Consider the following 17,592-nt stretch of genomic DNA (forward strand, 5'->3'; position numbering starts at 1 on the left):
GGCACAAGCCAACCACGGCGCGCAGCCCGGAACGGCACTACACGAGCGAGTCGCGCCAGGCCGCGTGCAGCTGGGCGAACCGCCCGGTGCCGCCGATCAGGTCGGCGGGCGTGCCGTCCTCGACGATCCGACCGTGCTCCATCACGAGCACCCGGTGGGCGATCGCCACGGTCGACAGCCGGTGCGCGATGATCACCGCGGTGCGGTCGGCGAGCAGGGTCTCCAACCCCTCCTGCACGAGCCGCTCCGAGGGGATGTCGAGCGATGCCGTCGCCTCGTCGAGGATGAGCACCTTCGGGTCCGCGATGAACGCCCGCGCGAACGAGAGCAGCTGCCGCTGGCCGGCCGAGACCCGCCCGCCGCGCTTGTTCACGTCGGTGTCGTACCCGTCGGGCAGCGCCATGATGAACTCGTGGGCGCCGACCGCCTTCGCCGACTGCACGATCTCGTCGCGGGACGCCCCTGGCTTGCCGAGCGCGATGTTGTCCGCGACAGTGCCCGAGAACAGGTACGCCTCCTGCGTCACCATGACGATCGCGCGACGCATGTCCTTCGCGTCGAGGTCGCGCAGGTCCACGCCGTCCAACCGCACGGACCCCTGGGACGGGTCGTAGAAGCGCGCCATCAGCTTGGCGAGCGTCGACTTCCCCGCGCCCGTGGACCCGACGAGTGCGATGGTCTGCCCGGCCGGGATGTGCAGGTCGAACGCGGGCAGGACCACCTTGTCGTTGTTGTACGCGAACGAGACCCCGTCGAAGTCCATCCGCCCGGTGGCGTCCGGCAGCTTCGTGGGCCGTGCGGGGTCCGGCACGCTCGGCTGTTCCTCGAGGACGCCGGAGATCTTCTCCATCGCCGCCGACGCCGACTGGTACCCGTTGTAGAACATCGCGAGTTCCTGGGCCGGGTCGAAGAACCGCTTGGCGTACAGCGCGACCGCGAGCAGCGCACCGACCTCCAGCGACCCGCCGACCACCCGGAAACCGCCGACGACGACGACCGCGGCCAGCGTGGCGTTGCCGATCAGCACGAGCACCGGGTCGAACGTCCCGAACAGGTTGAACACGCGGGCGTTCGCCTGGCGGTAGTCCTCGACGTAGCCGCCGTACTCGTCCCGGTTCCGTGACTCCTTGCGGAACGCCTGGACCGCGCGGATGCCCGTCATCGTCTCGACGAAGTGCACGATCACCCGTGCCGAGGTGACCCGGGTGGAGCGGAACAGGGTCTGCGAGTTCGTCTGGAACCAGCGGATCAGGAACCACAGCGGCACGAGCGACACCGCGAGCACGATCCCGGACGTCGGGTCGAGCAGCACGAGCGCCACCGCGGTGAACACCATGTAGAGCACGCCCTGGATGAGCTGGTTCAGGCCGGAGTCGAGCAGCTCGCGGATGGAGTCGAGGTCACTCGTCTGGCGCGAGATGATCCGGCCCGACGTGTAGGTCTCGTGGAACTCCAGGGACAGCCGCTGCGTGTGCAGGAAGACCCGCTTGCGCAGGTCGAACAGGATCGCCTGGCTGATCCGCGCCGCGAGCACGGTGTACCAGGCGGTGAGCACCGCGCCGGCGATCGCCACGACGATGTACGTCCCGACGACCGTGTACGCGGGGACCCAGTCGTGGTGGTCGATCACCCGGGGCAGGGCGTTGTCGATGCCCCACGCGATGAGCGCCGGGCCGGCGACCGTGCCCGCGGTGGAGACCACGACCACGATGCCGAGCAGCACCAGCCGGGCCTTCAGCGGAGCGGCGAGCGACCCGAGCAGCGCGAGCGACCGCCGACGGAGGCGCTTGCTCTCCGCCTTGGTGAAGTCCTCGCGCTCCTCGCCGCGCACACCGAGGGTGGTGATCGAGGCCGTGACCGGCTCGGCCGGTCCACCAGCGGTGGTGGCTGCCGCGGCAGACTGCGTGCCGGGCGTCTCCTCGATGTCGGGATCCGCGCCTCCCGGCAGGTCGGCGGTGCCGACTGGACGGTTGTCCTGCTGGGTCATGCCATCGCCTCCTCTCGGGCGGGCGCGTCGTCCTCGTCGAGCGACGAGATGACGTAGCGGTAGTGGTCGTTCGTGGCCATCAGCTCCGAGTGGGTGCCGACGGCGGTGATGCGACCGTTCTCCATGAGCGCCACCCGGTCGGCGAGCGTCACGGTGGACGGCCGGTGGGCGACGATGAGCGACGTCGTCTCGGCCAGGACCCGGCGGAGTCCCGCCTCGACCCGGGCCTCGGTGTCGACGTCGAGAGCCGACAGCGGGTCGTCGAGCACGAGCACCGACGGCCGCGCCGCGATGGCACGGGCCAACGCGAGACGCTGTCGCTGCCCACCGGAGAGCGACAGTCCCTCTTCGCCGACGCGGGTGTCCACGCCGTTCGGCAGGTCGTCCACGAAGGACGCCTGCGCGATGTCGAGGGCCTCGCGCATGATCCGCTCGGCCTCGTCACCGGTCAGGTCCGGCCGACCGAGCAGCACGTTCTCGCGGACGCTCGACGAGAACAGGGTGGCGTCCTCGAAGGCGACCCCGACGTGGCGCCGGAGCTCCTCGCGCGTCAGGTCGCGGATGTCGACCCCGTCGATCGTCACCGTGCCACCGGTCACGTCGTACAGCCGGGGGACGAGCGACAGCAGCGTGGTCTTGCCGCAACCGGTCAGGCCGACGAGCGCCATGGTCTCGCCGGGCTGCAGGTGCAGGTCGACGCCGTTGATCAGGTCGGGGAACTGCGGCGGCGAGTCCTGGTACCGGAAGTGCGTCGCGTTGAACGACAGCGCACCGTGCGGCTCCGCGATCGTCTTCGGCTCCGCCGGGTCCTGGATGGTGTTCTCGGAGTCCATGACCTCGAAGAAGCGGTCGACGGCGGTGCGGGTGTCGAACGTCATCGAGAGCAGGAAGCCGATCGACTCGATCGGGAACCGCAGCACGGTCGCGGTCGCGAAGAACGCGAACAGCTGCCCCACCGAGAGCTCACCCTGCGATGCGAGCCAGATGCCCGCGAGCAGGCACAGCGCGAACGCGACGTCGGGCACGAGCAGCAGCCACAGCCAGATGCTCGCGATCGCCTTCGCCTTCTCGATCTCGGTGCCGCGGAGGGCCTCGGCCTGCTCGCTGAACTCGTCCAGCTTGTAGCGACCGCGGCCGAAGGCCTTGAGCACGCGGATGCCGTGCACCGACTGCTCGACGCTCGTGGCGAGGTCACCGACCTGGTCCTGCGAGCGCCTGGCGACCACCGAGTAGCGACGCTCGAACAACAGCCCGTTGATCCAGAGCGGGATCGAGGCGATCAGGAAGATCAGGCCGAGCAGCCAGCCGAAGGTGAACAGCACGACGAAGCCGACGATGATCGTGACGACGTTCACCACGAGCAGCACGACCCCGAAGGCGAGCCACCGGCGGATCAGGGACAGGTCCGACACCGAGCGGGACAGCAGCTGCCCGGACTCCCAGCGGTCGTGGAAGGCCACGGGCAGGTCCTGCAGCTTCGCGTACAGCGCGTTGCGCATCCCCGTCTCGATGCGGGTGGAGGGCCGCATCACCATCCGGCGGCGTGAGGCGATGAAGAACGCCTCGAGCAGCCCGAGGGCGAGGACCGCGAACCCGGCGGGCCAGATCTGTGCGGAGTCACGCGACGACAGCGGGCCGTCGACGAGCCACTGCAGCACGTAGGGGATCGCGAGCGCCACGAGCGAGGCGCCCATGGCTGCGCCCATGCCGCCGATGATGCGCCAGCGGTAGGGCTTCACGTAGGGGTAGATGCGTGCGATCGCGCGCACCGTGGAGGGTCGGTCGGTGGAGTGTCGGTCGGTGGACGGGCGCGCCTGGTCTGGCGTCTTGGACATGCGGTTGCGTCCTCGTGCATCGTGCCGGGTCCGTCGACCGGGTCCGTCGCGTGGTGCTGCGACAGGCCGGCCGGGAGGCCCGGTGTGGCGTTGCGTGGTGGTCGTCGGCCGAGCGGTCGGTCGCGTCTCGAGCCGTCCGCACCCTGGTCGGGTGCGTCCGGTCCGGTCGCGGTCGGCCGCCGCCGCTGGTCGCGGCGTCGGGTCGGTCGGAGTGCACCAGGGGACACGTGTCCCCTGGGTTCAGGCGTGGGCTCGCGCGGGCCCGTGGTCGGTGCCGCCGGCGGAGCCGACGGTCATCGTCCGGTGGCTGTGGGAGACAGCCCTACGCGGACAGCGGTGCCGCGACGGCGGGCGTACCCGTGAACAGGTACGGCGCGACGGGAGCGGTTCGCCGTCGAGCGCCCTGCTTCCGTGCGTCGGGAGCGGTCCCCACGAAGGACACGAGACCTGCACGGGCATCCGTCGCCGCGGTTCCGGTCGTCGTGTTCATCGTCACTCCAGTCGTCGTCATCGTCACCGTTGTGTCCGCGGTGCCGCCGACCCGGGTGTTCCTGTGGTGCGGGGTCGTCGGCGTGCCTGTCGCGGAGCCTTACAGACTATTCACAGTCACTCGTGGTGCGCAATGGCCCGGAGCAACTTGGCCGCGGATAGGTGGTGCTGGGCGCAGACGGTCGTGTTGCTGGGCGCAGATGGTCGTGTTGCTGGACTCAGTGGAAGAAGTGCCGCTCACCCGTGAAGTACATCGTCACGCCAGCGGCCTTCGCCGCCGCGATGACCTCGTCGTCCCGGACGCTGCCACCGGGCTGGGCGACGGCGCGGACACCGGCGTTGAGGAGCACCTGCAGGCCGTCGGCGAACGGGAAGAACGCGTCCGACGCCGCCACGCTGCCCGCCGCACGGGCACCGGCACGGTCCACCGCCAGGTGGCACGAGTCGACCCGGTTGACCTGGCCCATGCCGACACCGACGCTCGCGCCCTGGTTCGCGAGCAGGATCCCGTTCGACTTGACCGCCCGGGACGCCTTCCACGCGAACGCGAGGTCGGCCAGGGTGGCCTCGTCCGCGGGCGCACCGGCGACGAGGGTCCAGGTGGACTGGTCGAACGCCGTGAACCGGTCGGCGTCCTGCACCAGGAACCCGCCGGAGATCTGCTTGACCTCCCGCGCGGCCAGCGCGAAGTCCGCCGGCAGCGTGAGCAGGCGGATGTTCTTCTTGCGGGACAGGATCTCGAGCGCCTCGGGGTCGAACGCCGGGGCGACGATGACCTCGGTGAAGATGTCCTTGACCGTCTCGGCCATCGCGACCGTCACCGTCCGGTTCGCGGCGATGACCCCGCCGAACGCCGAGAGCGGATCGCACGCGTGGGCGGCTGCGTGTGCTGCGGCGATCGCGTCGGCCGCGTCCGCCGGGGCCGTGGCGATGCCGCAGGGGTTCGCGTGCTTGATGATCGCGACGGCCGGGGTGTCGAAGTCGTACGCGGCCCGGACCGCGGCGTCGGCGTCGACGTAGTTGTTGTACGACATCTCCTTGCCGTGCAGCTGCGTCGCCTGGGCGATGCCCGCGCCGCCGTCGCTCGTGTAGAGCGCCGCCGCTTGGTGGGCGTTCTCGCCGTACCGGAGCGTGGCGGCGAGCGTCCCGCCGAGCGCGAGCGTCGTGTCGAACGAGCCGGGCGTCGCGATGTCGCCGGCGACGGTCGGAGCCGAGGCCTGCGCGGCGACCACGTCGCTCGCGAAGTACGCCGCGACGGCGGTGTCGTACGCCGCGGTGTGCGCGAACGCCTGGGCGGCGAGCCTCTTGCGGAGCTCGAGCGTGGTGCCACCGGCCCGCACGGCCTCGACGACCTCGGCGTAGGACGACGGCGACACGACGATCGCGACGTTGGGGTGGTTCTTCGCCGACGCGCGGACCATCGCCGGCCCACCGATGTCGACGTTCTCCACCACGGTCGCGGCGTCGGCGCCCGAGGCCACCGTCTCGACGAACGGGTACAGGTTCACGACGACGAGTTCGAACGGTGCGATGGCCAGGTCGGCGAGCTGCTGCTCGTGCGACTCCAGGCGCAGGTCGGCGAGCAGCCCCGCGTGCACAGCGGGGTGCAGGGTCTTCACACGTCCGTCGAGGGACTCCGGGAAGCCGGTCACGCTCGCGACGTCCGTCACCGCGTACCCGGCGTCACGGATCGTCTGGGCGGTGGAACCGGTCGAGACGATCTCGACCCCCGCGTCGGCCAGGGCACCGGCGAGCTCGAGCAGGCCGGTCTTGTCGCTCACGGAGACGAGCGCGCGACGCACGGGCACGACGTCCCGGTCACGGTAGAGGCTGGGGTCGGCTGCGTGCACGCTCATGCGCTCGTGGTGCCCTTCAGTTCGGTGGTGCCGTTGGCGATGTCGAGGATGGTCTGGATGAGCAGCCGTCGCTCGACCGGCTTGATGCGGTCGTGCAGCGTCGACTCGGTGTCGTGCGGGAGCACGGGGACGCGTTCCTGCGCGAGGATCGGGCCGGTGTCGACGCCGTCATCGACGGTGATGACGCTCGCTCCGGTCTCGGTCACGCCCGCCGCGAGGGCGTCGCGGACACCGTGGGCGCCCGGGAACTCCGGCAGGTACGCCGGGTGGGTGTTGATGATCGCGGGCCCGAACTCGGACACGACCGCGGGCGGCAGGAGGCGCATCAGCCCGGACAGGACGAGCAGGTCGGGCGTCCACGGACGGATCTGCGCCGCGAGCTCGGCGCCCCACTCGGCGCGCGAGTCGAAGTTCGAGAACGGCACCGTGAAGGTGGGGATCGAGTACTCCTCGCCGAGTGCGAGCCCCTCGGCGTCGCGGTCGGCACCGATGGCGACGACCCGCGCCGGGTACTCCGCATCGAGGGTCGCCTCGAGCAGGGCTCGGAGGTTCGACCCGGTACCGGAGATCAGGACGACCAGTTCGAGCACGGGACAACCCTACCGGCGACCGGGCGGTGCTACGCCTGGCCGTCGTGCTTCGGTCGGCGCCACCACGGCAACTCGTCGTCCGGGATCTGGTCCGTCGCGTCCCAACGGGGTGCCGACGGCGCCGGTGCAGCGGCCCTGGGCTCGACCGGCGGCTGGCCGACGCGTTCGTCGTCGGCGTCGTCCCGCCCGGCGACGAACTCCTCGGTGCTCCACGGGAACGCCGGTTGGCCCTCGGTGCGGGACCCGGGCGCCACCGACGTGCCGGATCCCGGAGCGGACCCGATCAGACCCGCATCGTTCCGGGCCGCGTCCGACCCGCCGGTGCCGGTCCGCCCTGGTGCCGTGCCGTCGCCGGCACCTGTCACCCGGTCGCGCAGGTCTCCGGCACGGTCGCGGACGCCGTCCGCCGCACCCCGGAGACGCGCACGCAGCCCGGTGCCCCGTCCCCGGTCCGTGTGGTCGGGGATGCCCGTGACCCGCTCCGCCGCCACGGCGTCGGTCCGTGCCCACGCCGGCAGGTCGACGTCGGTGTGATCAACGTCGGTGTGGTCGAGGTCGGCGTGGTCGAGGTCGGTGTGGTCGAGGTCGGTGTGGTCGACGTCCGTGTGGTCGACCGGCGCCGTCGCGGCGTCGCTCGAGGGGCTGGTGACGTCCACGTCGCGTCCGTCCCGAGCGTCGCGAGCGTCGCGAGGACCTGCGGTCGAGCTGCCGGCGTGCGCTTCCTCGACGACGAAGCGGTGGACGTCGGTCGTGCGACCCGCTCCGGCCTGGTCGAGTGCGGCGAGCAGCGAGCCCTCGCGGTCGACGGGACCGGTCTCCGGAGACTCCGTCCAGCGGTCGCGCGGCCACGACCGCTCCGGCATCCGGACCAGGTCGCTCCCCACGGCCAGGGCGACGATGGCGGGGACACCGATCTCGAGCGCGGCGAACCCTCCGACCGCCAGCGCGTGCGGCCCGACGTCGGCCAAGCGGCCCGGACCGAACGACCCGGACGACACCCAGGCGACGAACCCCATCAGGACGCCGCCGACCAGTCCGGTCGCGACGCCCCCGAGCGCGCGGTGGAGGGCAGAGTCCGCGGTACCGAGGGCACGGACCAACCGCGGACGCAACAGGCCACCGGCGGCGAACCCGGCGAGCACCGGGACGAGCACCCAGACGAGGCCGAACGCGTGTCCCGCGCTCGGCAGCGCTCCGAACACCGGCAGCGCGGGGATCGGCCCGAGGACGGTCGCGACGGGCGACACGCTCGAGCCGGTCCCGATGGCGAAGCCCGGGCCGATGATCCACGAGGTCGCCCACCCGACGAAGTCCGGCAGGAACGCGAGCTGCCCGACGGTCAGCGCGATGCCACCGACGACACCGGCGTGCGACCGCTCGTACAGGGTGATGACCTCGGCGAAGGAACTGAAGAGCAGGAGCGTCACGAGGACGCCGGCGACCGCGACCACCATCGCGCTGGCGGCCGTCCCGGCACGCAGCCCGAACGCGGCGATGTCCCGCCACACCGCGGGGATGCGTCCGGTCAGTGCGAGGACCCGCTCCGCGACGGGGCCGTCAGCCTGCCCACGGCGGTGCCGGCAGACCTCGGACGCGGCGAGCGCGGGGATCCCGAACCACAGCGCGGGCAGGACGATCGCCTGCCAGAGCGTCGGCGAGGTGACCGCGGAGGTGGCCGAGAGCGCGACCGCGAGCCCGAGCAGCGCCACGACGGCGGTTCCGACGAGCAGGCCAGTGGTGCGGTGCTCGGTCTCCGCGAACCGCCGGCCGGCGCGGGCCCCGAGCCAGGCGGTGACGAGCGCGAAGCCGAGCGCGGCGAGCGTCACGTGGACGGGAGCCGCAGCGCCGCTCACCCCGGACGACTTCGCGAGCGCCGGACCGAGCAGGAACGAGACGTCGACGCCGTGCCCGACGAGCCAGACGCTGCCGGTCGCCTTCCAGAAGACGTCCCAGTCGATCTGCAGCCCGTACTCGAACCCCCACAGCAGGGTGAGCGGCACGAGGGCGATCCCGACGCCCACGCCGACCGTCACGATCCCCTCGACGGCGGCGAGCAGTGCGGTTCCCAGGCGGTTCATCGGAGCGAGGATACGTGCCGCCCCGCCCATCGCGGGCCAGCCGCGCGGCTCCTGTGGAGAGTTCCCCGGCCCGGGCCGGTCAGACCGCGGTGCTGGTCCCGCCGGGTACCGCAGCCAGGTACCCGGGGCGGAGCGCCCGCCACCGCGGCTCCCACGGCTCGGGCTCCCCGCCGTCGAGCACCGTCGCGAGGTCCTCCACGTGCACCTGCCACCCCGCCCCGTGGTCTGCGACCTCGTCCGCGCGGAAGCCCCGTTCCTCGAGCACCAGGCGGGTGTGGTCGGCATCGACGGCCGTCAACCAGGCCTCGGTGACCGTGGTGTCCTGATCGTCGAGCATCGTCACCCGCAGGTGCGCGGGCCGATCGCACTCGTCGATGCGGACGGACCCGTCCCAGCTGCTGGTGAACGCCGCACGGACGGTCTTGCCCACGGCGGGCACACCGTCGAGCTGCACCACGAGCCACCGGGCCAACCGCTCGGGCGTGGTGACCGCGTCCCAGAGGTCGTCGATCCCGGTCGGGTACACGCGGTCCATGTGCACCGTCCCGCTGCCGTCCGCTTCGATCCGGACCGTGCCGGTCGTCTCCGTCGTCATCGTCGTACCTTCCGTTCCCGGCGGCCCCGAGCGACCTCGGTGGCGAGCGCGTCCAGGCGCTGGTCCCACTGGTCCCGGTACGGCCGCAGCCACTCGTCGATCTCGGTCAGGGGCTCGTTCCGGAGCCGGTACACCCGGCGCTGCGCGTCCTGCTCGGACTCCACGAGTCCGGCCTCACGCAGCACCCGGAGGTGCCGGGACACACCCGGTCGCGCGATCGGCACGAGCTCGGCGAGCTCGTTCACCGTCCGCGGCCCCTCGCGCAAGGCGGCGAGCATCGTCCGGCGGTGTCCGTCGGCCAGCGCTCCCCAGATCGCGTCCATGCGTCGTGTGTACCACGATGGGTACGTAACCACAAGGGTACGAAAGGACGGCGGGAACGACGGGAGGCACGGTGCCAGCTGGCACCGTACCTCCCGTCCGCCTGCCGGTCACCCGGCGACGTGTGCCGCTACTTCGCGGCCGCGACCACCTCGCGCAGCAGCGCCGCCGTCTCGGACGGCGTCTTGCCGACCTTGACGCCGGCCGCTTCGAGCGCCTGCTTCTTGGCCTCGGCGGTGCCGGCGGACCCGGACACGATCGCGCCCGCGTGGCCCATCGTCTTGCCCTCGGGAGCCGTGAAGCCCGCGACGTACCCGACGACCGGCTTCGTGACGTGCGCCTTGATGTACTCGGCCGCACGCTCCTCGGCGTCGCCACCGATCTCACCGATCATCACGATCGCCTCGGTCTCGGGGTCGGCCTCGAACGCGGCGAGCGCGTCGATGTGCGTCGTCCCGATGACCGGGTCGCCACCGATGCCGATGGCGGTCGAGAAGCCCAGGTCACGGAGCTCGTACATCATCTGGTAGGTCAGGGTGCCGGACTTCGACACCAGACCGATCGGGCCCTTGCCCGTGATCGTCGCCGGCGTGATGCCGACGAGGGACTCGCCCGGCGTGATGATGCCGGGGCAGTTCGGGCCGATGATGCGGGTCTTGGCGCCGAGTGCCTTGGCGTGCGCCCAGAACTCCGCGGCGTCCTGCACGGGGATGCCCTCGGTGATGACGACGACGAGCGGGATCTCGGCGTCGATGGCCTCCATCACGGCGTCCTTCGCGAACGCCGGCGGGACGAACACGATCGAGACGTCGGCACCGGTGGTGTCGATGGCCTCGCGGACCGTGCCGAAGACGGGGAGTTCGACGTCGCCGTGGGTGACGGTGGTGCCGGCCTTGCGGGCGTTGACCCCGCCGACGACCTGCGTGCCCGCCTTGAGCATCAGGGCGGTGTGCTTGGTGCCCTCGCCGCCGGTGATGCCCTGGACGATGACCTTGGAGTCCTTGTTGAGGAAGATCGACATGTTCTTGGTGCCCCTTACGCCGCGGCCGCGGCGAGTTCGGCGGCCTGCTCGGCCGCGTCGTCCATGGTCTCGGCGATCGTGACGAGCGGGTGTGCCGCCTCGGTCAGGATGCGTCGGCCCTCGTCCACCTTGTTGCCGTCGAGACGGACGACGAGCGGCTTCGTGGCCGCGTCACCGAGGATCCCGAGGGCAGCGACGATGCCGTTCGCGACGGCGTCGCAGGCGGTGATGCCGCCGAAGACGTTCACGAAGACGCTCTTCACCTGCGGGTCGCCGAGGATGACGTCGAGCCCGTTGGCCATGACCTCGGCCGAGGCGCCACCGCCGATGTCGAGGAAGTTGGCGGGCTTCACGCCGCCGTGGCGCTCACCGGCGTAGGCGACGACGTCGAGCGTCGACATGACGAGCCCCGCACCGTTGCCGATGACGCCGATCTCACCGTCGAGCTTGACGTAGTTCAGGCCGTGGGCCTTCGCCTTGGCCTCGAGCGGGTCCTCGCTCGCGGTGTCCTCGAGGTCCGCGTGCCCCGGGTGCCGGAAGTCGGCGTTCTCGTCGAGCGAGACCTTGCCGTCGAGCGCGAGGATCTGCCCGTCGCCCGTGCGCACGAGGGGGTTCACCTCGACCAGGGTGGCGTCCTCGCCCTTGTAGACGTCGTAGAGCTTCGCGAAGACGTCCGCGACCTGCTCCTGCAGCGCCTCGGGGAAGCCGGCCTGCTGCGCGAGCTCGAGGCCCTTCGCGTGGTCGATCCCGGTCACCGGGTCGACCTCGACGCGGGCGAGCGCCTCGGGCTTCTCGACCGCGAGCTGCTCGATCTCCATGCCGCCCTCGACGCTGACGAGCGACAGGTAGCTGCGGTTCGCCCGGTCGAGCAGCACCGAGAAGTAGAACTCCTCGGCGATGTCCGCGCCCTGGGCGATCATGACGCGCTTGACCGTGTGGCCCTTGATGTCGAGGCCGAGGATCGCCTGCGCGTGCTCGAACGCTTCGTCAGGGGTCTTCGCGACCTTCACGCCGCCCGCCTTGCCGCGACCGCCGACCTTCACCTGCGCCTTCACGACGACGACGCCGCCGATCTTCTCGGCGGCGGCCCGGGCTTCTTCCGGGGTGTCCGCGATGATGCCCTGGAGGACGGGGACGCCGTAGGACTCGAAGAGGTCCCTGGCCTGGTACTCGAAAAGATCCACGCTGTTCTTCTTCCCGCACGGTTCGTGCGATCGGCATCGGTTTCCCGGTCGCGCTCTCCACATCGAGGGTCGCTCGATGTCGAGACAACGGCCGCGGGCCAGCCTAGCGCCGTCACATGGGCGCCGGTTCCGGCGGGTGGCACGCATCGGTCCGGCCGGGAGGCGCGACCCGGCTCCGCCACGTCGCCTCGCCGCGCACGTGCGCGGCGTTCGAGTGTCGTTCCGGCCGCCGCACCCTCGTCTCCACGTTCGGTACGGTGGCCGCCGAACCCGGCGACGTCGAACAACAGACCTCACGAAAGGCGCGAACGATTGAGCACACACGCTGGTCTCCGCCGTGCCAGGCAAGTCCTGGCCGCCGTCATCAACCCGAAGATGCGTCAAGCGCTTGGCGGCAGCGGCAGCGGCAGCGGCGGCCGGGGCGGGCTCGAACGATTCGACTGGGTTGATCCCGATGGACGAGTGGACGTCCCACAACTGCGCGAATCGATGGCCGTGATCGAGTCGCTGCTCGACGACACAGCGATCCTCCGGTTCGACCGCGTGTCCCAGCTCCCCAGCGACGACAGCGCACGCCGGAACCTGTCCCTCGAGATCGTTGCCCTCGTGCTCCGCCGTCTGGGGTCTCCACCCCGAGTCTCGGAGGAGCGACTCAACGCCGCGCTCGCGATGGTCGTGGAGGACTTCTCCGTGGTGCGACGCGACGCCGTCGACGCAGGCCTCCTCGATCGGACACCGGACGGCCGGACGTACTCGCTGCGACGCACGGCGCCCGAGTGACCCCAGGTGCGGCGCCCCGCTTGCCATACCGGAATTTCAGTGACTAGCATTCCAACGGGAGTCGCCCGGTTGTCGGGGGACCACGTTGAAAGGGGATCCACATGAACTCCACGCTGTTCCAGGCACAGGACCGCGCCGTCGGGGCGACGCGGCAGGCTGGCGGCTACGGGCCGAACGTCGTCGACGCCGACGCCGACCAGGCGCCCGTCCTCAGCGGTTCCGGCCGCTGAGGACCGCTGGAAGAGGGGTCCGCGACCACGTGTCGCGGACCCCTTCCTGTCCTCGGGACCATCCATGACCCTCCTGCAACAACTCGAGAACCAGCTCCCACAGCTTCGGGCGACGACGTGCGGCAACACGCGCATCCGAACGCGGACCATGCGACACCCGCATCAGCTGTCGCTGTTCGTGGTGTGGTCGCAGCCTGAAGACGCAAAGTCGGTGTGCGATCGATGCGTGGGTCGCAAGATCGAATTGCTGTTCAGCTCGGCGAGCTCCCGGACAACGGATCTCAGCGTCGGGGATGCCCGACGACTCACCGAAGACTGCGCAGGGCGCGGAGTCGGACTCGCTGCATCGAACGCCGACGTGTCACAAAACTGGTCCTTGCTCGCTCCGTGGCCGGACTGCGACGCGTGCGACCATTCCTTGACACACCTCGCAGCCGTTCTCTTGCCGCCCGAAGCCGATTCCGACGCCCCTGTTCTCACGGCCGCGGCAGACGGCAACGGCGTTCGGCGAGCGATGGACCCGTCTCGGTTCGCGGCAGCTCACCGCGGTCTCTTCGGCTTCGAGCGCTTCCACCTTGCAGCGCGAGGAGGTGTCAGTCGGTTGATCGCCGCCGAGTCGGCGCCCCGATGCACATGGGCCGGTGCCCGTGACTTCACGGGCGAGACCATCGAGTTGCCCGGCGGGAGCAGCATCGAGGTCCGCGACCTCGATCGCTTGGACCGCCCAGGAGTCCTCGCCGTACCGAACTCCTTGGTCAAGGCTCCGTACCTGCCGCCGACCACCGCTTCAGTCGTCGCTCCGACCTCCAGCAGCACGACGGGCGCGGCAACAGGAGGGAACGTCGCCGAGGCGAGCCTCCAAGCGATCCTCGAGATCGTGGAACGCGACGCGTTCTGGTTCGCCGCGCGCACCGGCCTTCCGCTGGCTCCGGCTCACGCTGCGCCGACGTCGGCCGACATCGCCTCCGTGGAGGAGACCTACGGCGTTCAGGTTGTCCTGACGTGGCTTCCCAATCCGCTTGCCCTGCCTGTCGCGCATTGTGTGCTCGTCGCCGGCGGCGACGGACACCCGGCATGCTCTCGCGGCATGGGCGTCTCGATCTCCCCCGATGAGGCACTCCGGAAGAGCCTCATCGAGGCCGTGCAGATGTGGCGCTCCCTCGCGACTGGCCTCGACGTCGGCGATTCCGACACGGACATGCGCGCCTTGTGGTGGACCGGGCAGGCACAGAACGCCTTCCCGGGCCTCTTCGGAGCGACAGCGGCGTCAACGGACCGCGATCAGTTCTGGGGGAAGGACCTGTCAGGATCCCCGGCGGACACGATCCTCGACGAACTCGTCCGCCATGCCGCACGGAACGGGCTGCACCTGAGCCGCGCCGTCCTGGCCGACAACCGGGCTCACGCCGTCGTCAGGTGCATCGCTGAAGAAGTTCTTCCCCTTGACGACCTCTCCTTCCCGAACCAACGAAGATTCGATGCGTGGCGGGCCTTCACTGGCTTCCACGGGCCTGTCTCGTACCGTCGATCCCTGTTCATGTAGACGATGATCCAACGCACCGGTACAGGCATTTGGCTCTTCCTTGGACTGAGCGGGATCGGCATTGGCTGCTTCAGCGCCTTCGACAACTTTTACTTCCATGGCCTCGGCTACTCAGTAGCGGTCATCGGCGCACTCACCGCAACCTTCAACATCTCGCTCGCGGTGGCAGAACTCCCGTCGGCGGTCATCTTCGATCGCCGCTCGCACTGGGCGGCGATCCAGATCGGCAACGGCATCCGGTTCGTCGGGATTCTCCTGTTCTTCTTCGCGTTCGGTCCCGTCGGTGACTTCGCCGGTGAAGCGCTCGCTGGTGTCGGAGCTGCCGCCATGAGTGGCACGTCGGTCGCGTACATGCTCAACCGGCTCGGGCCGGTGTCCGATCACGAACGGCGCCGCGCGCTCGGGTTCTCAGCAGCGCTCGGTGCCGGGACGTCTCTCATCGGCGGCGCGCTCGGCCTGATGTCGTTCGCGCACGACCCGATGCTCATCTGGGGCGCCGGGGCTGCGTGGGTAGGACTGGCCGGGATCGTCTTCTTCATCGGCCGCCCACGGGTCCGAACGCTCGCGGAACGCCCGACCGAGCCGTTGTCGTCGTACCTGGCTGCGCTCATCGCGATCAGCCGGCACCCGCGGGCGTGGCTGTCAGTGACGGCAGACGCGGCGCTCGTTGGACCGCTGCTGCTCTGGCAGCTCCGTCTCGGCACGACCAGCATCACTGCGATCTTCTTCGGCTTCGCAGTCATGAAGGCCGCGGGAGTACTCGGAGGGCAGCTCGTAACGCACCGGAAGGTCGACGGGCGACTCGTCCTGCTGTGCCTCGCATGCAACATCGCCGCGGTCATCACGTTCGCCTCCGTGAACGCAGCGATACTCATCGTCCTCTTCTTCGGCATCCACGTCTTGCTCCGCATCGCCGTCAGCGCCTACTGCCGCTCCGAACTCCATGCGGTGGTGGACGATGGTCGCCGCGCCGGTGCGAGCTCAGTGGTCTCACTGCTCGGTTCACTCGTCACCGCGCTCGCAGCGCTCCTCGTGGGACGCATCGCTGACGCCGGCGGGCCGCTTTTAGCGATGATCCCGAGCATCGCGTTGTACGCCTCCGTCGGAGTCATCACCCTCGCCTCTCGTCGCTCGGCGGAACCACTCGAGTCCGTCTGAACGGTGCATCGATCTCCGCCACGCCGCCTCGACGGTGCGACACGCCGACCGTTGGCCGCCCCGCGCATCGCGGTGTGGCCCCCCAGGGGGAGCCCGGCACCGTCGGTCTCATGGACGACGCACTCCGCTCCCACGCCACCGAGGTGTTCGGTTGGACCCTCCGCCCCGACCAGGTCTCCGTCATCGACGCCGTGCTGGAGGGCCGGGACGCCCTCGCCGTGATGCCCACCGGTTCCGGCAAGTCCGCGATCTACCAGGTCGCCGGACTCGTGCTCGACGGGCTCGTGGTCGTCGTCTCCCCGCTCGTGGCGCTGCAGGAGGACCAGGTGGTGGGCCTCGAGCACCACGAGGGCGCACCCCGTGCCGTGGCGATGAACGCGACGAAGAAGGCGCGGGCCGTCACCGAGGCGTGGGACGCCGTCGCTGCGGGCGAGGTCACCTACGTGTTCCTCGCACCGGAGCAGCTCGCGAAGGACGACGTCATCGACCGGCTCCGGGACGCCGGCGTCGCCCTCGTCACGGTCGACGAGGCGCACTGCGTCTCGTCGTGGGGTCACGACTTCCGCCCGGACTACCTGGCGCTCGGCGAGGTGATCGAGCGCCTCGGCCGACCGCCGGTCCTCGCGCTCACCGCGACGGGCTCGACACCGGTCCGCGACGACGTGGTCACCCGGCTCGGGATGCGCGACCCGTTCCTCCTCGCGACGGGGTTCGACCGGCCCGGCATCCGGCTCGAGGTCGTGCGGCACGCCGAGGACCGCGACAAGCGGGACGCCGTGGTCGAGCAGGTCGCGGCGCTCGACGGCCCCGCCGTCGTCTACGTCTCCACCCGCGCGGCGACGACCGAGTACGCCGACGCCCTCGCTGCTCGGGGACGACTGGCGCAGCCGTACCACGCGGGCATGCCGATCAGTGAGCGTGAGACCGTGCACACCGGGTTCCTCGACGGCGACGTCGAGGTGGTCGTGGCGACGAGCGCGTTCGGCATGGGCATCGACAAGCCCGACGTGCGGTTCGTCGTGCACGCGGACATCCCCGAGTCGTTGGACGCTTACTACCAGGAGGTCGGCCGCGCCGGGCGGGACGCGGAACCCGCCCTCGCGACCCTGCACTACCGCGCCGAGGACCTCGGTCTCCGCCGCTTCTTCGCCTCGGGATCGCCGCGCCCCGCGACCATCCGCGCCGCGTTCCGTACCGTGCCCGCGACCGGATCGATCCCGCGCGCGGCCCTCGTCGAGGCGTCCGGACTCGCTCCGCGCACCGCCGGGCGCGCCGTGAACGCCCTGATCGAGGCGGGCGTCCTGCAGGACGACGTCGACGGCATCTCCCGCGTGCCGGGCGCCGTCGACACCCCGGACGGTGCGGCAGCAGCGGCAGCGGCACGGGCCGCCGAACGGGAACGCGTCGAGGAGTCCCGGATCGCGATGATGCGCCAGTTCGCCGAGACCTCGGGGTGCCGTCGGCAGTTCCTGCTCGCGTACTTCGGGGACGAGATCCCGGAACCGTGCGGCAACTGCGACACGTGCGCCTCGGGCACGGCCTACGCCGAGGAGACCTCCGGGGTGGACGGGGCGAACGACGCCACCTGGCCGCCGGACGCGCACGTGGAGCACGCGGAGTGGGGCTCCGGGATCGTGATGAGCACCGAGGAAGACCGCATCACGGTGTTCTTCGAGGCGGCCGGCTACCGGACGCTCGCCCTCGCCGACGTCGAGTCGCGCGGGCTGCTCGAGCGCGTCTGACGACGATCGCGGTTGCTCGGGCGGGGGAAGGCGCGGTCGCTCGACCACCCGTCGGCGACCGCGCTCCACTCCCCCGAGCACCGCGAGTGTGCACGGCGTCCGTGACGGGCAGGTAACGTGCCGGTGAACACGACGCGAAGTCACCCGATCGCCGCGCCGACCGGACGTCTCCGCAGCCGACTG

Annotated in this window: 15 protein-coding genes; 5 read left to right on the forward strand and 10 right to left on the reverse strand. The window is 70.7% G+C overall.

Annotated features, from left to right (window positions below):
* Nucleotides 1–37: 37 nt before the first annotated feature.
* The 10 genes from J7E22_RS04830 to sucC all read right to left on the reverse strand — a co-directional run bounded on the left by J7E22_RS04830 (nucleotide 38) and on the right by sucC (nucleotide 11,956).
* The gene (locus J7E22_RS04830) at nucleotides 38–1,987 is read right to left on the reverse strand and encodes an ABC transporter ATP-binding protein (RefSeq protein ID WP_251008739.1); all 1,950 of its coding nucleotides are present in this window, start codon (nucleotides 1,985–1,987) and stop codon (nucleotides 38–40) included.
* Nucleotides 1,984–3,822, reverse strand: coding sequence for an ABC transporter ATP-binding protein (locus J7E22_RS04835; protein ID WP_214979484.1), 1,839 nt, complete (start codon nucleotides 3,820–3,822; stop codon nucleotides 1,984–1,986). The genes J7E22_RS04830 and J7E22_RS04835 overlap by 4 nt, the downstream gene beginning before the upstream one ends.
* Nucleotides 3,823–4,144: 322 nt before the next feature.
* On the reverse strand, nucleotides 4,145–4,333 hold the full coding sequence (locus J7E22_RS04840; RefSeq protein WP_214979486.1) for a hypothetical protein: 189 nt from the start codon (nucleotides 4,331–4,333) through the stop codon (nucleotides 4,145–4,147).
* Between the two features lie 196 nt (nucleotides 4,334–4,529).
* Nucleotides 4,530–6,167, reverse strand: coding sequence for a bifunctional phosphoribosylaminoimidazolecarboxamide formyltransferase/IMP cyclohydrolase (gene purH, locus J7E22_RS04845; RefSeq protein WP_214979488.1), 1,638 nt, complete (start codon nucleotides 6,165–6,167; stop codon nucleotides 4,530–4,532).
* On the reverse strand, nucleotides 6,164–6,757 hold the full coding sequence (gene purN / locus J7E22_RS04850) for a phosphoribosylglycinamide formyltransferase (RefSeq protein ID WP_214979490.1): 594 nt from the start codon (nucleotides 6,755–6,757) through the stop codon (nucleotides 6,164–6,166). Before purN ends, purH begins: the two co-directional genes overlap by 4 nt.
* A gap of 29 nt (nucleotides 6,758–6,786) precedes the next feature.
* Entirely contained in the window at nucleotides 6,787–8,835 is a 2,049-nt protein-coding gene (locus tag J7E22_RS04855) for a DUF6350 family protein (protein WP_214979492.1), read from the reverse strand.
* Nucleotides 8,836–8,914: 79 nt separating this feature from the next.
* Nucleotides 8,915–9,430: an SRPBCC domain-containing protein gene (locus J7E22_RS04860; RefSeq protein ID WP_214979494.1), complete on the reverse strand. Its 516-nt coding sequence runs from the start codon at nucleotides 9,428–9,430 to the stop codon at nucleotides 8,915–8,917.
* Entirely contained in the window at nucleotides 9,427–9,753 is a 327-nt protein-coding gene (locus tag J7E22_RS04865; RefSeq protein ID WP_214979496.1) for a helix-turn-helix transcriptional regulator, read from the reverse strand. The genes J7E22_RS04860 and J7E22_RS04865 overlap by 4 nt, the downstream gene beginning before the upstream one ends.
* Nucleotides 9,754–9,881: 128 nt before the next feature.
* Nucleotides 9,882–10,772 carry a succinate--CoA ligase subunit alpha gene (gene sucD / locus J7E22_RS04870; RefSeq protein WP_214979498.1) on the reverse strand — a complete coding sequence of 297 codons (891 nt, stop codon included), beginning with the start codon at nucleotides 10,770–10,772 and terminating at the stop codon, nucleotides 9,882–9,884.
* Between the two features lie 14 nt (nucleotides 10,773–10,786).
* Nucleotides 10,787–11,956: an ADP-forming succinate--CoA ligase subunit beta gene (sucC, locus tag J7E22_RS04875; protein ID WP_214979501.1), complete on the reverse strand. Its 1,170-nt coding sequence runs from the start codon at nucleotides 11,954–11,956 to the stop codon at nucleotides 10,787–10,789.
* Between the two features lie 312 nt (nucleotides 11,957–12,268).
* Here sucC and J7E22_RS04880 point away from each other — a divergent pair, with 312 nt between their 5' ends.
* From J7E22_RS04880 to J7E22_RS04895, 5 genes are all read left to right on the forward strand, one after another.
* A complete protein-coding gene (locus J7E22_RS04880; RefSeq protein WP_214979503.1) occupies nucleotides 12,269–12,736 on the forward strand; it encodes a DUF2087 domain-containing protein in 468 nt (155 codons plus the stop codon).
* 101 nt (nucleotides 12,737–12,837) lie between these two features.
* Nucleotides 12,838–12,966 carry a hypothetical protein gene (locus J7E22_RS17855; protein WP_285439840.1) on the forward strand — a complete coding sequence of 43 codons (129 nt, stop codon included), beginning with the start codon at nucleotides 12,838–12,840 and terminating at the stop codon, nucleotides 12,964–12,966.
* 601 nt (nucleotides 12,967–13,567) lie between these two features.
* On the forward strand, nucleotides 13,568–14,509 hold the full coding sequence (locus tag J7E22_RS04885; protein ID WP_214979505.1) for a YcaO-like family protein: 942 nt from the start codon (nucleotides 13,568–13,570) through the stop codon (nucleotides 14,507–14,509).
* Between the two features lie 3 nt (nucleotides 14,510–14,512).
* Nucleotides 14,513–15,667 (forward strand): hypothetical protein, encoded by a 1,155-nt coding sequence (locus J7E22_RS04890; protein WP_214979507.1) that lies wholly within the window; start codon nucleotides 14,513–14,515, stop codon nucleotides 15,665–15,667.
* Between the two features lie 110 nt (nucleotides 15,668–15,777).
* The gene (locus tag J7E22_RS04895) at nucleotides 15,778–17,409 is read left to right on the forward strand and encodes a RecQ family ATP-dependent DNA helicase (protein ID WP_214979509.1); all 1,632 of its coding nucleotides are present in this window, start codon (nucleotides 15,778–15,780) and stop codon (nucleotides 17,407–17,409) included.
* The last annotated feature ends 183 nt before the right edge of the window (nucleotides 17,410–17,592 follow it).

This window comes from Curtobacterium sp. ISL-83 (assembly GCF_018613895.1).
Lineage (GTDB): Bacteria > Actinomycetota > Actinomycetes > Actinomycetales > Microbacteriaceae > Curtobacterium.